Genomic DNA, 18809 nt, shown 5'->3' on the forward strand with positions numbered 1-18809 from the left:
AATAACCGTTTGAATATGCACTATTTGTATAGTACAATCCGCTTTATACTTGTACTAGTAGCCATTGTTGTTGGATCGTTTATTGTGTATTATGCGTCAACGTTAACCTATCCTTTTATCATTGCACTTTGCCTTGCCTTTTTCATTAACCCCATCGTTAATTTATTCGAGAAGAAACTATCTGTTCCACGTTCATTAGCTGTCTTTATTTCACTCATCCTTGTTTTCGGCTTCCTCATCGGTCTAGTCATCTTGTTAATTACAGAGATTGTTTCTGGTACAGAACATTTAGCAACGGTTGTCCCAACCAACCTAGAAGCAGTTATTGTTTACATCGAAAATTTCATTGCAGCTCAAATTATCCCTCTGTATAATCAAATTGCATCTTTATTCAACAGTTTAAATTCAGGTCAACAAGAAACTATTTTAACAAATATCCAGAGTGCTGGAGCACAAATTACAGAAACCGTCGGAGAGTTTTTAAAGAACTTTTTACAAGCCATTCCTAATGTGATTGCATGGCTACCTAATATTGCAACGGTCATTATTTTTTCACTACTAGCCACTTTTTTCATTAGCAAAGATTGGGATCGTCTCGCTCGTTTAGGGAGAAAATTATTGCCGTCAAAAGCTAGACAAAGCGGGAAAACCGTTTTTGTAGATTTAAAGAAAGCATTATTTGGTTTTGTAAAAGCTCAATTGACACTAATCTCTATTACCACCGTTATTGTCTTAATTGGATTACTCATTTTACAAGTAGAGTATGCAATCACCATTGCTTTATTAATTGGGTTAGTTGACATTCTTCCTTACTTAGGAACAGGATTGATTTTTGTTCCTTGGATTATTTACGCATTTGCTAGTGGAAACATTTCATTTGCCATTGGGCTTTCTGTTTTATATGCCATTGTGATTGTGCAACGTCAAATGATGGAACCGAAGATTTTATCATCAAGCATCGGCTTAGACCCTTTAGCTACGTTAATATCCTTGTTTATCGGCTTTAAACTGATAGGGTTTTTAGGGTTAATTGTAGGACCTGTTGCACTCGTTATCCTTCGCACGCTTTATACAGCCGGTGTTTTTCAAGATATATGGCATTTTATTATTGCTAAAAAGCCAACATCCTAAGTACCTGATAAGAAGATTAATTCATACATTAAAAAAGGTTCCATCATTGAATCCCTCTCTTACAGGATTGAAATGAAGGAACCTTTTCATTTGTTATCGTCGAATAATGGTTACATGATTTTTGTTGCGAAAGAACCGTTGTAACCATTTTGCTAAAATAGGCTTTACCCGCTTTCTTGTAGGAGGAAACAATAAGAAAAAACCTAAAGCATCTGTAACAAAACCTGGTGTAAGTAACACAGCACCACCAAGTAAAATACAAATCCCATCCAAAATCGCTTCACCTGGTAATTCTCCATAAGCAAGTTGTTCACGTGCTTTCGTTAACGTAGCTAACCCTTGCTTTTTAGCTAAATACGCTCCTAATAATCCTGTACCAATAACCAGTAAAAAGGTAGGAATAGGGCCAAGTGTTTTTCCTGCATAAAGCAGTAAAAAGATTTCTAGTGCAGGTACAATGACTAAAATCGGAAACAAAATCCTCAACTAGTACGCCTCCTATAATATCGGCATTTTTAACTTTCTATTTATTAACTATATACTCGTTTTGGGTAAAAATAGCAATATTCTTGCCTTCAAACAACAAACTCTATATTTAAGTAAAAACCCCCGCCTTACCTCAATGAACGAAAGGAAATAGACAGGGGAAAATCTTATATTTTTTCAGTTGTTACATCTTGATTTTACAGTACAGAAGCGTGTCCGTTGTATACAACTCCACGTGTTGCATCTACTGTAATATCTTGTCCGTTTTGGAATGTGTTTGTAGCACCTTCCACACCTACGATAACCGGAATCCCTAAGCTTAATCCAACTACAGCAGCGTGACTTGTTAAGCCACCTTCTTCTGTAATAAGAGCACTAGCTTTTTCTAACGCTGGAATCATGTCACGGTCTGTACTAGTCGTTACAAGGATTGCACCTTCTGTCATGTTTGAAGTTGCTTCAGCTGCACTTTTAGCTACTACGACTTTCCCTACTGCTGATTTGCGGCCAATTCCTTGACCTTTCGCTAATACATCACCAACAACTTGAACTTTCATTAAGTTTGTTGCACCAGACTCACCTACAGGAACACCAGCAGTAATAATTACTAAGTCTCCATGTGAAATGATGCCTGTTTTTAATCCAGCTTGTACAGAGTGATCTAACATATCATCAATTGTGCTTACTTGTTCACCCACAATTGGTGTTACTCCCCATACTAACGCTAGACGACGAGCTACAGAATCATTTGCTGCTACAGCAATGATTGGTGATTGTGGACGATATTTTGAAACAATTTTCGCAGTATATCCACTTTCAGTTGGAGCAAGAATTGCACCTGCACCTAAGTTTAGAGCTGTGTGAGCAACCGATTGTCCAATCGCATCTGTAATTGTTGTACCAACTTGCTTGCTACGTTGTTGTAAAATATCACGATAATCAAGCGCTTGCTCTGCACGAGATGCAATTGAATTCATTGTTTGTACTGCTTCTACTGGATAAGAACCTGCTGCTGTTTCACCAGAAAGCATGATTGCGTCTGTACCATCAAAGATTGCATTTGCTACGTCACTTGCTTCTGCACGCGTTGGACGAGGATTGCGTTGCATCGAATCTAACATTTGCGTAGCTGTGATAACTGGCTTACCTAATGCATTACATTTTTTAATTAATTCTTTTTGTACTAATGGTACTTCTTCAGCTGGAATTTCCACACCAAGATCTCCACGCGCTACCATTAATCCATCAGATACCTCTAGAATTTCATGGATGTTATCTACACCTTCTTGGTTCTCAATTTTAGAGATAATTTGAATGTGTCCAGCATCGTGTTTTTCTAAAAGTTCACGGATTTCTAATACGTCAGAAGCACGACGTACGAAAGACGCAGCGATGAAGTCGATACCTTGCTCGATACCGAATACAATGTCACTTGCATCTTTTTCTGTAATACCAGGTAATTTCACACTTACATTTGGAACGTTTACACCTTTTTTATTCTTTAATGTACCAGGGTTTAATACTTTTGTTGTAATCTCACCCGCAGCTTTATTAATTTCTAATACTTCTAAACCAATTAAACCATCGTCTAAAAGAATTTTTGAACCAGGCTGAACGTCATCTACTAAACCTGGGTACGTGATTGAGAATTTATCTACTGTACCAATTACCTCTTCCATTGATACGATAATGTTCTGTCCTTCTTGTAACTCAATTGCACCATTTTCCATCGTATGTGTGCGAATTTCAGGTCCTTTTGTGTCAAGTAAAATAGCAATTGTTTTACCCGTTTGCTTTGCTGCTTCGCGAATGTTTACAATTCGTGCACCATGCTCATCAAAATCACCATGAGAGAAGTTTAAACGACAAACATTTAACCCCGAGTTAATTAATTCGACTAACTTTTCAACGCTTTCACTAGCAGGTCCGATAGTACATACAATCTTTGTTTTACGCATTCAAATTTCCTCCTACATTGTTATCCAACATTTTATAATAATTTAACGATTAGATCGATAATTCATTAGAGAGCTTATACATATTATGGTCAATATCATGCTTCTCATCTAAGATTTCAAGAATATCATGATGAACTAATTCATTGTTTTGAATTCCAACAGCTCGTCCACCGATGCCTTCTAATAAAAGCTCAACAGCCTTTGCTCCTAAACGACTTGCTAATACACGGTCAAAAGCCGTTGGTGATCCACCACGTTGAATATGACCTAACACACTTACTCGTGTTTCAAAACCTGTTGCTTGCTCAATCTCTTTCCCAAATTGAACACCGCTACCTACGCCTTCAGCAACCATAATAATACTATGTTTCTTACCACGTTCGCTACCACGCTTCAAACGCGTAATGACGTCTTCTAAGTCATACTCTGCCTCAGGAATTAAAATCGTCTCTGCACCTCCAGCTAACCCAGACCACAGAGCAATGTCACCGGCATGTCTTCCCATTACTTCGATTACATATGTACGATCATGAGACGTAGCTGTATCGCGAATTTTATCAATTGCATCAATTACCGTGTTTAATGCTGTATCAAAACCGATGGTAAAGTCAGTACCAGGAATATCATTATCAATTGTTCCAGGCACACCTACACAAGGAAAGCCGTGCTCAGTTAGCTTTTTAGCTCCCATGTATGAGCCATCTCCACCGACAACAACCAATCCCTCAATACCTAGTTTTTTTAGTTGTTCGATTCCTTTTTTCTGCCCCTCAAGTGTTTTAAACTCTTCACAGCGAGCAGAATAAAGCATAGTACCTCCGCGATGAATAATATCTCCTACATCGCCCACTTCTAGTTTCTTAATATTCCCATCAATTAATCCTGCATACCCATTATAAACACCATATACTTCCAAATTATGATGAATGGCTTTACGAACAACCGCTCGCACAGCAGCATTCATACCAGGTGCATCTCCACCACTTGTAAGAACACCAATTCTTTTCATCTTTCAATCCTCACCTCATAGGTTTTTGCTGTCTATAAAATAACACGAAGAATGGGCAAAAACAATAGAGAAGGAGCATTGTCAAGACAGGAAAACGTGCATCCTACATTTTAGTAGGATGCACGTTTCTTTATTTTACACCAATGGTATCGTTTTCAATCGAGAATTGTCCGATTTTTTTGTATTTTAAATAACGTTCGTGGACCAGTTGTTTTGGTGTTAGTTTTGTTAATTTTTTCAAGGATTTTTTTAACACTTCATCAATGTACTGAGCTTGCTCATCGATATGGCGATGAGCCCCTCCTCTTACTTCTGGTATTACCTCGTCCACGATTCCCAATTCTTTCAAGTCAGGAGCCGTAATTTTCATCGTTTCTGCAGCTCTTTTTGCTAACGTCGCATCTTTCCAAAGAAGAGCTGCAGCCCCTTCTGGCGAAATAACAGAGTACGTAGAGTTTTCAAGCATATGCAAGTCATTCCCGATCCCTAACGCTAATGCTCCTCCGCTTCCACCTTCTCCAATGACAATACAAACAACTGGAACTGTTAACCCTGCCATTTCAAACAAGTTGCGAGCAATTGCTTCGCTCTGCCCTCTTTCTTCAGCTGCCTTGCCTGGATAAGCACCTTTTGTATCAATAAAACAAATAATTGGACGGTTGAACTTCTCAGCTTGTTTCATAAGGCGAAGAGCTTTACGATAACCTTCAGGGTGTGGCATCCCAAAATTTCGACGAATGTTTTCCTTGGTGTCTTTACCTCGTTGATGACCAATAACGGTTACAGGCATCCCGTGGAACTTTGCAATTCCCCCTACAATGGCTTCATCATCACCAAATGTACGATCACCATGACTTTCAAAGAAATTTGTAAATAAACGTGAAATGTAATCAAGCGTTGTCGGACGCTCAGGATGACGCGCAATCTGAACACGATTCCAAGGGCTTAAATGCTCATAGATTTCTCTTTCAACTTTCTCTAAGCGGTTTTCAAGCTTTTCAACCTCATTTGACAAATCCACGTCTGTATTTGTTGAAAAATCTCTCAGCTCCTGAATTTTATTACGTAATTCAATAATTGGACGTTCGAATTCTAATTCTCCTACCACTTGATTTCACCCCCTGTTACATGAATATCTAAAATATTAACTAATTGTTCTTTTAAATCATGACGAGCAATGACCGCATCAAGTTGCCCATGCTTCAATAAAAATTCAGCCGTCTGGAAATCTTCTGGTAAATCTTCACGAATTGTTTGCTCAATAATTCGTCGACCGGCAAAACCAATTAAAGCGCCTGGCTCTGCAATGTTATAGTCTCCTAATGAAGCAAAGCTTGCAGAAACTCCTCCAGTCGTTGGATGGGTCATAATCGAAATGGTAAGACCCCCTTGATCACTGAACATTTTTAAAGCCGAGCTTGTCTTTGCCATTTGCATAAGACTTAATACACCTTCTTGCATGCGTGCACCACCAGATGCTGTAAAAATGATAAAAGGTACTTGAAGATCCATAGCCTTTTCAATGGCTCTTGTGATTTTCTCACCTACAACTGAACCCATACTTCCCATTCGAAAATGTGCATCCATAACAGCGATGACCGTTTTGATTCCATCTATCTGTCCTTCACCTGTGACAATTGCTTCGTTTAGAGTCGTTGATAAACGATCTTTTTCTAGCTTTTCTACATAATCAGGAAATGATAATGGGTTTTCTGATAACATGTGCTTATCATATTCAACAAACGTTCCTGTATCAATCAAACTACCAATACGTTCTTTTGCCGTCATTTGATGATGATGTCCACAATTCAAGCAAACTTTTAAATTTTTGTTTAACTCTTTTGTATACATAATCTTTTTACACTTCTTGCATTTTGTCATAATGCCTTCGGGTACATCTTGCTTAATATGCTCAGACGGAACTTGCGCATATTTTTTCTTTTTTGCAAATAAATCTCTTAACAAGGTATGACCTCCTCTTGATTCTTTTATAAACGAACAAAAGAATCGATATTCATACTCCATAGCTTTTTATCTACTTTACAAGAAAGCAAAAAGGGTTTGTGTAGAAAGGTGACATGTCCTATTCGACATTTTCTGCTTGCAATCGCCTAATATAAAGCTGCTTATGAAGGTGGAGGGCTTCATCCTTCTTTCCGCTTATCATTGCTTCAATAAACATTTCAATTAAATTCTTATCGTCATCGCTATGTGTTTCTTTCATTGTTCGTGAATAACCAGCAACTACTCGCCAAATACGATAAAGCAAATAGTTATTGTTTTCTTCGAATAACGCTTCAAAAAAATAGTCATAGTCAGACTGCTTATTGTTCATACGTTTCTTCAAATCTTCCATTGACTCAACGCTTACTCTTTCAAAAGAAAGCTCTAAACATGTCTGTTCTAACCAGTATTTTGTTTCAATTAGATCATGCTTCACTTTATTGTCCTGTAACAGGAATGTAGCCAATATATCAATGAGTTGATGCTCACCGACTTCTTTAATAAATGTGCCTTCTCCACGTCTTGTTTCAATAATCCCTAATAATTCTATGGCACGTAGAGCTTCACGAACAGAAGATCGGCCTGCATTTAATCTCTCTGCTAGTTCACGTTCGGATGGGATTTTGTCACCTGTTTTCAATCCATCTGACTCCATCATCTCTCGAATTTGCTCTAAAATTTCAACGTATACTTTCGACCTTTCACTCATCAACGTAACGTCTCACTCACTTTATTCAATAATAGCTAGACGACGAGTTTTCTCCGCCACTGCTTCTGGATCTACTTTAATACGCGCTACACCTGTTTCCATTGCTGTTTTTGCTACAGCAGCAGCTACTGCAGGTGCAATACGTGCATCAAATGGAGCTGGAATGACATAATCAGCATGTAGTTCGTCTTCTGAAATGAGACTAGCAATCGCTTCAACAGCTGCCATTTTCATCTTTTCGTTAATGTGAGTTGCCCGAACATCTAAAGCTCCTCTAAAAATCCCAGGAAACGCCAAAACGTTATTTACTTGATTTGGAAAGTCAGAACGACCTGTCCCAATGACTTTTGCACCTGCTGCTTTTGCATCCTCTGGCATAATTTCCGGAACCGGGTTCGCCATGGCAAAAATAATTGGATCTGGATTCATCTTTTTAATCATCTCTTGTGTTAAAGCACCTTCAACCGACACACCAATGAATACATCTGCTCCTTCAATTACATCTGTTAATTGACCATCTACTTTGTCACGATTTGTATATGTTGCAACCTCATCTTTTACAGGATTCATTCCATATGGACGCCCTTCATAAATAGATCCTTTTGAATCGCACATTGTAATATCGCGAACGCCATAACGGTAAAGTAATTTAATAATGGCAATTCCAGCAGCTCCAGCACCGTTGGCTACTACTTTGATCTCAGACATTGATTTGTTTACAAGCTTTAGTGCATTCACAAGCCCCGCAACTGTTACAATCGCTGTTCCGTGTTGATCATCATGAAAAATTGGGATATTTGTTTCTTTCTTTAATCGTTCCTCTACTTCAAAGCAGTTTGGGGCAGCAATATCTTCTAAATTAATGCCTCCAAACGTTGGCTCTAATAATTTTACGGTTTCTACAATCTTATCCACATCTGTTGTATTTAAACAAATTGGAAATGCATCTACACCCGCAAAACTCTTAAATAGAACTGCTTTCCCTTCCATTACAGGCAGGGCTGCTTCAGGTCCAATATTTCCTAAGCCTAAAACCGCTGTTCCATCTGACACAACAGCAACCATGTTCCCCTTCATCGTATATTCATATACTTTATTTACATCGTCATAAATAGCTTTACACGGCTCTGCAACACCAGGAGAGTATGCTAGGCTAAGGTCTTGTGCATTGCGCACAGGGATTTTAGATTTTGATTCAAGCTTTCCTTGGTTAATTCGATGGATGTGTAGTGCTTCTTCACGTAAAGACAATTAAATTCACTCCTTGTAAGTAATGGGATCAACATATAAAAAGAAACATATAATTAACAGATTTATACAGGGTGGTCAGACCACTCTAACTATTTTACAATATAACAACCATTTGAATCTGTAAAGATTATTTCAACACAACATTTAAATCTCCTAGCATTCTTTTTAATTCATTAATCAATGTATCATTCGCATTAATTGCATATTCATTCGGTAAACGTAACATTCGCTTTTCATCTTCATAATAAAGAATGACCGGGACACTTCCATTATATGCCGATAATAATTGTCGAATTTGTCGAAGCGTGGTTGGGGTTTTATGTTTTTGTTCAATTTTCACATACAGTTCTGCTTTTTGAGACATTTCTTTGATTTGATCTGCTGCTTGAACATGTTGAATTACAAACTGCTTGCGATAATCTCGATCTTCTAGTTTTCCTCTAATCAATAAGACTTCTCCACTTTTGAGTAACATTGAAAAGCGGTTGTATACGTTTGGAAATGAAACTGCATCTAATTCACCTGTTTCATCACTGATTGTAAAAAAAGCCATCTCTTCACCTTTTTTTGTTCGAATGACTCTTTCTCTTCCTAAAAAAACAATGGTCTCTATGTTTGATGCCGCCACTGATTCACTTAGCTGATAAATCGTTTTCCATTGATTAAATATACGTATATCCTTATACGCCGAAACAGGATGACTCGATAGATAAAAGCCAAGAACTTCTTTTTCATGCTTTAATCGTTCTTCTAACGACAACTCTTCTTTTACTACATACTTAGGCTTCAACATGAACTCTTCATCAAAAAATCCATCGCTATCTTCTGTCGGTTGTACAAGATTCGCATGCTCCATCGCTACATCAATGCTGGCTAGAAGAGTGGCTCTATTTTCTTTGAATTCGTCAAAACATCCCGCTAATATTAATGATTCAAGTACTTTGCGATTAATAATCCGCATTGACACACGAATACAAAAATCAAATAAATCGTCAAAAGGTTTCTTTTTTCTTTCCTTCACAATCTCTTTTAGAGCAGCTATCCCAACATGTTTGATTGCCGCTAAGCTATACCGAATTTGTCCGTTCTCCACTTTAAATGGGTAAAAGCTTTTATTAATAGAAGGTGGCAACAGTGTCAGATGACGTTGCTTTATTTCTTGAATGTATTGCCCTAATTTTGCTTCATTTCCAATTACACTCGTTAAAAGAGCTGAAAAGAATTGAACAGGGTAATTCGCTTTTAAATACGCAAGCTGATACGCTACCATACTATAAGCAACGGCGTGACTTCTATTAAAACCATAGTTTGCAAAGCGGACGATTAAGTCATAAATTGATTGAGCGACTTGCTCGTCATACCCTTCTTTCAAGCATCCCTGAACAAAATGATTTCTTTGTTCGTCTAGCACCTGTTTATTTTTCTTACTAACCGCTCGACGTAGTAAGTCCGCTTCTCCTAATGTGAAACCTGCCATGCGGGATGCAATCTGCATAATTTGTTCCTGATACACTATGACTCCATATGTTCGATTTAAAATTGACTCTAAAACTGGATGTGGATAGTGCACAGACTCCTGCTTATGTTTTCTTCGGATATAAACAGGGATATGTTCCATTGGACCTGGACGATACAACGCATTGACTGCTACGATGTCTTCTAGCTCTGTCGGCTTCAACTGTTTTAACACTTTCCGCATCCCTTCAGACTCTAATTGGAAGATCCCTGTTGTATCTCCCTTTGCCAATAGCAAAAAGGTCTTATGATCGTCAGCTGGAATACTGTCTAAATTAATTTGTTCTCCTGTCTCCCGTTTAATTTGCTTGACCACTTCATCTAAGATGGTTAGATTCCTTAAACCGAGGAAATCCATTTTTAGTAGCCCGATATCTTCAAGAGCTCCCATTGGAAATTGTGTTAAATAAACGTCATTACTTCCTTCTTGTAATGCGATAACGTCTGTTAGAGGTTTTTCACTAATGACGACTCCCGCCGCATGAGTCGACGTATGTCTAGGCAACCCTTCAATCTTCGTAGCGGTTTCAAACACTTGTCTCGCTTTTGGTGACTGACTTAACACCTCTCTTAAAGGCTGTGAAAGATCATAAGCTTGTCTTAACGTAATCCCTACTTTATTTGGTATAAGCTTAGACAACATGCTTATATCTTCAGACGTTGCTCCAATCACTTTACCTACATCACGAATGGCTGCTTTTGCTGCTAACGTACCAAATGTAATAATTTGAGCCACGTGTAACTGACCATACTTTTGTGCTACATATTGAATGACTTCATCTCTTCGGGTATCGGGAAAATCGATATCAATATCAGGCATGGATATACGCTCAGGGTTTAAGAATCGTTCAAATAAAAGGTCATGTTTAATAGGATCAACATTTGTAATTCGTAATACATACGCAACTAGTGATCCTGCTGCTGAACCTCGTCCTGGCCCTGTAATAATGCCATTTCGGTGTGCATAGTCCATAAAGTCCCATACAATCAGAAAATAATCACTAAAGTTCATAGATTGAATAATATGCAACTCAAATTGTAAGCGCTCTATATAATTATTAGAAACGTTTGGTACTCGCTCCTTTAATCCTTTTTCGCATAGGTGTTTTAGATACTCATTGGCTGTTTGATGAGTTGGCACTGGATATTTAGGTAAAACATTAGCACCTAATGGCAATTCAACTTGACAGCGCTCAGCAATGCTAATTGTATTCGCTAACCCTTCTGGTACATCAAGGAAGAGTTCGGTTATCTCCTCTTTCGACTTTAAATAATACTCTGATCCCTCTAATTTTTCTCTCTGTTCATCGTCTAACTCTGTTCCTTGCTTAATGGCTACCAAACAATCTTGAGCAAAATGTTGTTCTTTCTCTAAATAGCGAACATCGTTTGTTACAACAACTGGGACTTGGCTCTTTCTTGCCAACTCTATGACTTTCGCCTGTAATGGTTGATTATGATGACCATGCTGTTGCACGGACAGATAGAAGTGATTTTCACCGAATAGATGTTGAAAAAATTGTACAGACTTCTCTGCTTCCTCTATATGTCCTTGCTCAATTAACGTCTCAATTTCTCCTCTGCTTCCAGGTGTAATGGCAATAACTCCTTCACGATAATGAGGAAGCCACTTTCGGTTTAATCCTTTCTGTTCTTTCGTTTGAACAATGCTGCTCATTTTTAATAAGTTTCGATAACCAACTTCACTTTCAGCTAGTAAAACCATTGGATACGCTCGGCTTTCCTCATCATTTTGACTATGAAGAATGGAGAGAGTTAATCCTATAATTGGTTTAATCCCCTTTGCTTTACACGCTTTATAAAAAGGTACGATGCCGTACATCACGTTCTCATCTGTTAGTGCTACTGAATCGTACTGTAATTGCTTTGCTTTATGAACAAGCTCGTCAATTTTAATTGAGCTTTGTAATAAACTGTATGAACTTTGTACCTGTAAATGAACAAAAGGCACATGTCTTCCCACCCTTATAAATTATAGTTACTTTCATTATAAAATTTGTTGTCTATACACACAAATTACATAACTTACGTAGTTTGTCCATATATATGAAGAGAGAGGAGGTTCGTTTTATGAAAGAGCCATTTATGACATTGTTTATTTGGAGTTATTTCACGTCATTAGGAATTATTTTAGGTGGGTCGTTAATTGGAGCTTTCGGTGGATTTCTAGTGGGAAAGCCCCCTCTATATACAATGTATATTTTAAGTAATAGTTTAAAAATATGGGCCATCGTCGGTGCCATCGGTGGGACATTTGATACGTTTTACAGCTTTGAAAGAGGATTGTTTGAAGGAGCAACAAAAGATGTATTTAAGCAAATTCTTCTTATTTTAGTAGCCATGGGCGGTGCTCAGACCGGGTCCATTATTATTAGATGGCTTACTCAGGAGCACCTTGGAACATGAGAGTTCCAGATAGTCGCCTCTACAGACGATCAGACTGGCAACGTTTCTTTGCTGGTTTAGCCATTGGAGCGATTTTAAGTTGGGCAGTGTTTTTAGCTTTATATGGTATCTCACAAGATGCAAGAATTAAACACTTTAACGACCGCAAAGAAGAATTTGAGGACTTAAAGCGCAGCAAAGACATTTGGATGAGTGAAAAAGAAGAATTAAACAAAGAAAACAAGCGAAATTTATTGATTCAAGATATTAAAGTAAAAGTGGCGAACGAACAAAAAGACAAGTACAAATTAGATAGCTATTCTGCTTATTTAATTCAAGAAAGCGCAAAAGAAGAAATTGAGTACTTAATTTCAAAAAATATTGAAGACGTTTATAACTCTCATGATTTATTAAAGAAAGCGATCGAAAATAAAGAATATAAAATCGAAAAAACGTTATATTCTGTTGAAGTGCATGAAATCTTATTTTATACAACACTATCTGTAGAACTAAAAATTAAATCAATTAAAAAAATCATTTAAAAAAGGCTCTGCCACAGGACACAAAAAAAGTGTCTCAATTGGCAAAGCCTTTTAAAATTTTATCTAAGAGCATACATGCTCTAAATCAGCTAATACACTCTCTACTTCACTCCACGAGTAAATAGATGCACCAGCTGCCATTGGATGACCCCCACCCTTATACTTTTGGGCGATTGTATTAATAACAGGACCTTTTGAACGTAAGCGCACACGAATAAGATCATCTTCTTCTACAAAAAATGCCCATGCCTTAATTCCTTCGATATTCCCTAATATCCCTACTAGTTGAGACGCGTCTGATGGTGTAACATCATATTTTTGAAGTGTTTCTTTTGAAATCACCATTGATGCAACACCCGATTTGTTCATGACAAAATGTTGTAAAACATACCCTTGTAAATGAGCAACATTGACTTTCGTGTTATAAAGTTGATCATATAAATCTTTAAATTCAAAATTATATTGCATGAGTTCACTTGCGTATTGCAACGTTTTAGGCTGTGTACTTGGAAATAGAAATCGTCCTGTATCCCCTACCATACCAGCATACATTAACTGTGCACCTTTATCTGTTAAAACAAGCCCTTTTTCTTTTCCATGTAAATACCATTCAAAGATCATTTCACTTGTCGAGCTGGCATTTGTATCAACCCAGAGGAAATCTCCGTATGCATCTTCGTTTGGGTGATGATCAATTTTAATGATTCGCTTCCCTTTTTTATAACGTTGGTCACATATTCTTTCTTCATTCGCTGTGTCACAAATGATGACGAGTGCTTCGTGATATATACTATCGTTAACCTCATCCATTTCATATAAAAATTGCAGAGATGGCTCCCCTTTACCTACTGTATAAACTTGCTTATGTGGGAAAGAGGCTTTTAGTATTTCAGCTAACCCACACTGAGAACCGTAAGCATCAGGATCTGGCCTCACATGACGGTGAATAATAATCGTGTCGAATTGCTTAACCTCTTTTAATAATTGATCTTTCATTTATTTCTCTTCCTTTCAACTAGTTTTTCAATACAGGATAGCTTTTGTCTACCATCCATTCTACAAACAGCCATCTGTTAGAAGAAGAATATTATAAAATTTGAATGTTTTGAAACAACTCATCTACAACACTAGAATTTCGTCTCCTCAATCGGTACAATAAAAGGGAAGGAATTAAAGCGTTTTAATGGAGGAACAACGATGCCTATTCTTGTTATTTTAATCTTATCTTCACTTGGTTTCTATGTATACCTAAAATTAAAATATGTTCGTTCAAAACGCCCCGTGGAAAAGCAATGGATTTCTGCAAAATCTAGCATCGCTTTGGGTGTATTTGTTTTCTTTTTCGGTATCAATCAATGGTTTATTTATCAAACAACGCTATCCATTATCGTTGGCCTTCTGTTTGTTCTAATTGGAGCTGGAAGCATATGGGCTGGCATTCGCGCCTATAAACATTACTTACCTTTTGTGATGAAAGAAGCTCAAGAACAAAAATAGAACCAATGCATGATATGGTTATGAAAAATGGAACGTCTACTTAAATCCTAGACATATGTGGATTTACAAGACGTTCCATTTTTTAATTAATGAAGTTAAAAAGAAACACTTTTGTCTCACCGACTATTATGTGCGATCAAGAATTTGAGCCATCATTAATGCTTTTCCCACCACAATTCCTTCGTTATATACTTCTACATCTACTTTTGCAAATTTTCGTCCAAGCTCTAATACTTTCGGGCGAATTTCAATCATACTTTCGATTTGAACAGGCTTAATAAAATAAATCGTGACATTCTCAATAACTAAATCACCTTTTTTATAAGCACGTAGTACACGGTTCGCTGCTTCTGTTACAATCGTTGTAAACACACCATATGAAATGGTTCCCATAAAGTTAGTCATCTGTGGTGTGACTTCACAACGATAAAATTGTTCCCCTTTTGTTTCCTCTACGTCAATAAACTGATTCGTTACAATATCGTCGATTGTCTCTCCTACTTGTGGCTGTCGTTGGATCATTTGTAGTGCTTTTAATACATCTTGCCTACTGATAATTCCTTCTAGACGATGATACTCATCAACGACTGGTAAGACTTCGATTCCTTCCCATACCATCATGTGTGCTGCTGATGCCACAGAAGTTTTTCCGTGAACTGTCATTGGATTTCTTGTCATCGCTTTTTCAATTGACGTTGTACGTTCAAATCCCATGACATCTTTTGACGTGACCATGCCATGTACTTTCAACTGTTGATCAACAATCGGAAAACGACTATGCTTTGTTCTTTCATTACATTCATGCCATCTTTCAATCGTGTCAGCTAAACGTAAAACAACTGTTTCCGTAACAGGTGTTAAGATGTCTTCAACGAGTACAATTTCTTTTTTTATAAGCTGATCATAAATCGCTCTATTAATCATCGTAGCAACTGTAAACGTATCATAAGTGGTTGAAATAATAGGAAGCTTTAAATCATCTGCTAATCGTTTGACACGGTCTTCTGTATCAAATCCACCTGTAATCAGCACGGCAGCTCCTGCTTCGAGTGCTAACTCATGAGCATTGGTACGGTTACCAACAATAAGAAGGTTTCCAGCCCCTGTATAACGCATCATCGCTTCAAGTTTCATCGCACCAATAACGAATTTATTTAACGTTTTATGCAGACCTTCTCTTCCACCTAACACTTGGCCGTCTACAATATTGACCACTTCTGCATAGGTTAATTTTTCAATGTTCTCTTTTTTCTTTCGCTCAATTCGAATCGTCCCTACACGTTCAATCGTTGACACATACCCTTTATTCTCTGCATCTTTAATTGCACGGTAAGCAGTTCCTTCACTAACACTTAACTCTTTTGCTATTTGCCTTACTGATATCTTCTCGCCAATTGGTAGCGAGTCAATGTATTGTAAAATTTGCTCATGTTTCGTCGCCAAATTTGTTCACCCTTTTAAAGCATTTTCACGCTTTACGCTTTTCTATTAAATTTTATCAACATATTCACCGTAAAGAGTTTTCTTTACTTTTTATTATAAGGGTGCATGTTGTTGGATTCAACGTATGTTAGCTTCGTTGATAAATTCTTCTTTGTACGCGTTTCTTTTGAATGACAGATTGACGTTCTTTTTTAGATCGATAAAGAAAAGAAGATAAGTTACCTCCTATGACGAGTATCGCTAATAATAACCAAGATAATGAAAAGAAGCCTTGCAGCGTTTCCGTATTTAACGACAGCTTTGGTACTGCATAATAAAGCATAAGCCCACATAACAACAAATAAAGTAATGTTTTATTCTTCACGTTTTTCCTCTCCTTACATCACAATTAGTTTATTGTATGCACTTGTCCCGAAAAAAAGAAGAAAAACCCCTTGTCCACGAAGTTCATCACTAAGTGACTGAACAACTCGACAAAGGGGTCTATAAACAAACTCTACATTCAGACAGATAGCATGTTTAAAGCTCCACGTATTCTCCTGCTTGTAGTACTTTACCTGTTGCTTTTGTTAATTTCTCTACAAACGCATGTGGATCTTGTTCAATGACTGGAAACGTATTGTAGTGAATTGGAACAACCATTTTTGTACCTATCCATTCAGCCGCTAAAAGGGCATCATCAGGGCCCATTGTAAAATTATCACCAATCGGTAAAAATGCAACGTCAATGTCATGATATTGTCCTAATAACTTCATATCTGAATAAAGAGCTGTATCTCCCGCATGGTAAATCGTCTTGCCATTGATTGTGACTAACAAACCAGCAGGCATACCCGTATAAATAATTTGCTTCGTCTCTTCATCTGTGTAACTTGAACCATGAAATGCTTGAGTTAGTTTGACAGTACCAAAGTCAAAATTGTGAGAACCACCAATATGCATTGGATGAGTGTTTACGCCTTTCCAACTTAAAAAAGTGGCTAATTCAAACGGTGCAACAACAAGTGCATCATTGTTCTTTGCAATTTCCACCGTATCCCCTACGTGATCGTTGTGTCCATGAGTAAGCAATATAACATCTGCTTTTAAATCGCTTACACTCAAGTCGGTAAGAGCATTTCCGTTAATAAAAGGGTCAATTAAAATGGTTTTGTTATCAGTTTCAATTTTCACAACAGAATGTCCATGATATGAAATACGCATCATCATCTCTCCTTGCTAATGTGATTTTCATTATATGTAGTTCAAGGAAAAGTAAAAAACTCCTTGTGCTTTTTACTTTTACCCTTATTTTGTTCTACCTTAACATAGAATCGTTATTTTGTTCATGAAGTGAGCTTTCTTCAAAAAAAGTGCTGATCCATTAGAGGAATCAGCATTGAATGGACCATTATACTTGGCCGAGTAACGTTCCCACATCAGCATACATTAGTTGGTGTGCATCTGCTACCGCGTCATACGTAACAAATCCGTTTAATGTATTAATTCCTTTTAATAATGCTTCATTTTGTAAGCAAGCATCCTTATAACCTTTATTTGCAATTTGTAAGGCATAAGGCATCGTCACATTCGTTAGAGCAAACGTAGAAGTACGTGGAACGGCTCCCGGCATATTGGCAACAGCATAATGTACAACGCCATGCTTTTCATAAGTTGGGTGATCATGGGTCGTAATACGATCAGTCGTTTCAAAAATACCACCTTGATCAATCGCAATATCTACAATAACAGACCCTGGAGACATAGTTTGAATCATTTCTTCAGTTACTAATTTTGGAGCCTTTGCTCCTGGAATTAAGACTGCACCTATGACTAAGTCAGACTGTTTAACCGCTTCTGCAATGTTATAAGGGTTAGACATAAGAGTAGTAATTTCTTTTCCAAAAATATCATCCAACTGCCTTAATCGATCTACATTTAAATCAATCATCGTAACGTGAGCTCCTAGTCCAACTGCTACTTTCGCCGCATTCGTTCCCGCTACTCCACCACCAATAATGGTGACCTCTCCACGTTGAACTCCTGGAACTCCACCTAATAAAATTCCTTTTCCACCTTTTGTGCTCTCTAGAAATTGTGCGCCTACTTGTGAAGCCATACGTCCTGCCACTTCACTCATCGGTGTTAATAACGGGAGAGAGCCATTTGGTAATTGAACCGTTTCATATGCAATTCCGATTACTTTTTGGTCAATTAAAGCTTTTGTTAAAGCTGGCTCAGCTGCTAAGTGTAAATATGTAAACAAAATGAGCCCTTCACGAAAATATTGATATTCTTCTGCTAGCGGCTCTTTCACCTTCATGACCATGTCCATTGACCATGCTTCTTGTGCGCTTTCGACAATGGTCGCCCCTACTTGAATATAGTGATCATCGTCAAATCCAGAGCCAACACCTGCACTTTTTTCAATATACACGTCATGTCCGTTATTAATTAAATACATCGCACTTGCTGGTGTCATCGCAACGCGATTTTCGTTATTCTTAATCTCTTTTGGCACACCAATTCTCACACTAATTCCTCCCTGTATAGTAATGGCTACACCTAGAAAGTCTGCTATTAAACCTCATTAATCCCACACTTTCTAGGTGTATAACACAAATAAAAAGCAACGCCTGTGTCTACTTTGTTCCCTTCACTAAGGAGACACAGGTTTCATATTTCACATTATATGCTCAGTGTTACTCGTATAGTTCACTATCACTCTTTGCTTCTACATCTTCAATCGGTTGTGCCATGTATCCTTCGCCTACTACTCCACTTGCATAAGAGTCCATTAACTGTTGAAACGTTTCTTGTTCACCTTCTTGATTGTACTCATACGTGTGTTGTGGGTGCTTTTTGTCTTTCATTTCATT

General features: G+C 37.6%; 18 protein-coding genes. 4 read left to right on the plus strand and 14 right to left on the minus strand.

Translation table 11 applies throughout. The annotated features are described in order from the left end of the window. Nucleotides 1-9: 9 nt before the first annotated feature. Nucleotides 10-1131 carry a sporulation integral membrane protein YtvI gene (gene ytvI, locus DIS06_RS15225; RefSeq protein ID WP_110114092.1) on the plus strand — a complete coding sequence of 374 codons (1122 nt, stop codon included), beginning with the start codon at nucleotides 10-12 and terminating at the stop codon, nucleotides 1129-1131. A gap of 93 nt (nucleotides 1132-1224) precedes the next feature. Here ytvI and DIS06_RS15230 read toward each other — a convergent pair whose 3' ends face one another. The 8 genes from DIS06_RS15230 to dnaE form a co-directional block, all read right to left on the minus strand. Then, entirely contained in the window at nucleotides 1225-1617 is a 393-nt protein-coding gene (locus tag DIS06_RS15230) for an FxsA family protein (RefSeq protein WP_110114093.1), read from the minus strand. 197 nt (nucleotides 1618-1814) lie between these two features. Further along, nucleotides 1815-3575 (minus strand): pyruvate kinase, encoded by a 1761-nt coding sequence (gene pyk / locus DIS06_RS15235; RefSeq protein WP_110114094.1) that lies wholly within the window; start codon nucleotides 3573-3575, stop codon nucleotides 1815-1817. A gap of 49 nt (nucleotides 3576-3624) precedes the next feature. Then, nucleotides 3625-4584, minus strand: a complete 960-nt coding sequence (gene pfkA / locus DIS06_RS15240; protein WP_110114095.1) for a 6-phosphofructokinase — start codon at nucleotides 4582-4584, stop codon at nucleotides 3625-3627. Between the two features lie 130 nt (nucleotides 4585-4714). Further along, on the minus strand, nucleotides 4715-5692 hold the full coding sequence (gene accA, locus DIS06_RS15245; protein ID WP_110114096.1) for an acetyl-CoA carboxylase carboxyl transferase subunit alpha: 978 nt from the start codon (nucleotides 5690-5692) through the stop codon (nucleotides 4715-4717). Further along, nucleotides 5686-6549: an acetyl-CoA carboxylase, carboxyltransferase subunit beta gene (accD, locus tag DIS06_RS15250; RefSeq protein WP_110114097.1), complete on the minus strand. Its 864-nt coding sequence runs from the start codon at nucleotides 6547-6549 to the stop codon at nucleotides 5686-5688. The genes accA and accD overlap by 7 nt, the downstream gene beginning before the upstream one ends. A gap of 118 nt (nucleotides 6550-6667) precedes the next feature. Beyond that, complete coding sequence (locus tag DIS06_RS15255) at nucleotides 6668-7297, minus strand: FadR/GntR family transcriptional regulator (protein WP_204166806.1); 630 nt, start codon at nucleotides 7295-7297, stop codon at nucleotides 6668-6670. Between the two features lie 21 nt (nucleotides 7298-7318). Continuing rightward, nucleotides 7319-8548 carry an NADP-dependent malic enzyme gene (gene ystJ, locus DIS06_RS15260; RefSeq protein WP_110114099.1) on the minus strand — a complete coding sequence of 410 codons (1230 nt, stop codon included), beginning with the start codon at nucleotides 8546-8548 and terminating at the stop codon, nucleotides 7319-7321. A 127-nt stretch (nucleotides 8549-8675) separates the two neighbouring features. Continuing rightward, a complete protein-coding gene (gene dnaE / locus DIS06_RS15265) occupies nucleotides 8676-12035 on the minus strand; it encodes a DNA polymerase III subunit alpha (RefSeq protein WP_110114100.1) in 3360 nt (1119 codons plus the stop codon). A 119-nt stretch (nucleotides 12036-12154) separates the two neighbouring features. Between dnaE and ytrH the strand changes: the two genes are divergently transcribed. Both ytrH and ytrI read left to right on the plus strand, forming a co-directional pair. Then, nucleotides 12155-12490: a sporulation membrane protein YtrH gene (ytrH, locus tag DIS06_RS15270; RefSeq protein ID WP_110114101.1), complete on the plus strand. Its 336-nt coding sequence runs from the start codon at nucleotides 12155-12157 to the stop codon at nucleotides 12488-12490. Continuing rightward, nucleotides 12487-13011 (plus strand): sporulation membrane protein YtrI, encoded by a 525-nt coding sequence (gene ytrI / locus DIS06_RS15275; protein WP_110114102.1) that lies wholly within the window; start codon nucleotides 12487-12489, stop codon nucleotides 13009-13011. Before ytrH ends, ytrI begins: the two co-directional genes overlap by 4 nt. 63 nt (nucleotides 13012-13074) lie before the next feature. Here ytrI and DIS06_RS15280 read toward each other — a convergent pair whose 3' ends face one another. Next, nucleotides 13075-14007 carry a DHH family phosphoesterase gene (locus DIS06_RS15280; protein WP_110114103.1) on the minus strand — a complete coding sequence of 311 codons (933 nt, stop codon included), beginning with the start codon at nucleotides 14005-14007 and terminating at the stop codon, nucleotides 13075-13077. 201 nt (nucleotides 14008-14208) lie between these two features. On the opposite strand from DIS06_RS15280, the gene DIS06_RS15285 reads away from it, so the two are divergent. After that, entirely contained in the window at nucleotides 14209-14508 is a 300-nt protein-coding gene (locus DIS06_RS15285; RefSeq protein WP_110114104.1) for a YtpI family protein, read from the plus strand. Nucleotides 14509-14634: 126 nt separating this feature from the next. Here the strand turns inward: DIS06_RS15285 and DIS06_RS15290 are convergent, their stop codons facing one another. The 5 genes from DIS06_RS15290 to DIS06_RS20420 all read right to left on the minus strand — a co-directional run bounded on the left by DIS06_RS15290 (nucleotide 14635) and on the right by DIS06_RS20420 (nucleotide 18803). Continuing rightward, nucleotides 14635-15951, minus strand: coding sequence for a CBS domain-containing protein (locus DIS06_RS15290; protein WP_110114105.1), 1317 nt, complete (start codon nucleotides 15949-15951; stop codon nucleotides 14635-14637). A 127-nt stretch (nucleotides 15952-16078) separates the two neighbouring features. Then, nucleotides 16079-16315, minus strand: coding sequence for a hypothetical protein (locus DIS06_RS15295; protein WP_239422086.1), 237 nt, complete (start codon nucleotides 16313-16315; stop codon nucleotides 16079-16081). 155 nt (nucleotides 16316-16470) lie between these two features. Next, nucleotides 16471-17154: a metal-dependent hydrolase gene (locus tag DIS06_RS15300; RefSeq protein WP_110114106.1), complete on the minus strand. Its 684-nt coding sequence runs from the start codon at nucleotides 17152-17154 to the stop codon at nucleotides 16471-16473. A 187-nt stretch (nucleotides 17155-17341) separates the two neighbouring features. After that, nucleotides 17342-18463, minus strand: coding sequence for an alanine dehydrogenase (gene ald, locus DIS06_RS15305; protein WP_110114107.1), 1122 nt, complete (start codon nucleotides 18461-18463; stop codon nucleotides 17342-17344). Between the two features lie 169 nt (nucleotides 18464-18632). Next, on the minus strand, nucleotides 18633-18803 hold the full coding sequence (locus tag DIS06_RS20420; RefSeq protein ID WP_204166807.1) for a hypothetical protein: 171 nt from the start codon (nucleotides 18801-18803) through the stop codon (nucleotides 18633-18635). Nucleotides 18804-18809 lie beyond the last annotated feature (6 nt).

The sequence above is a fragment of the Bacillus sp. CGMCC 1.16541 genome (assembly GCF_003184905.1).
Taxonomy (GTDB): Bacteria; Bacillota; Bacilli; order Bacillales; family Bacillaceae_H; genus Priestia.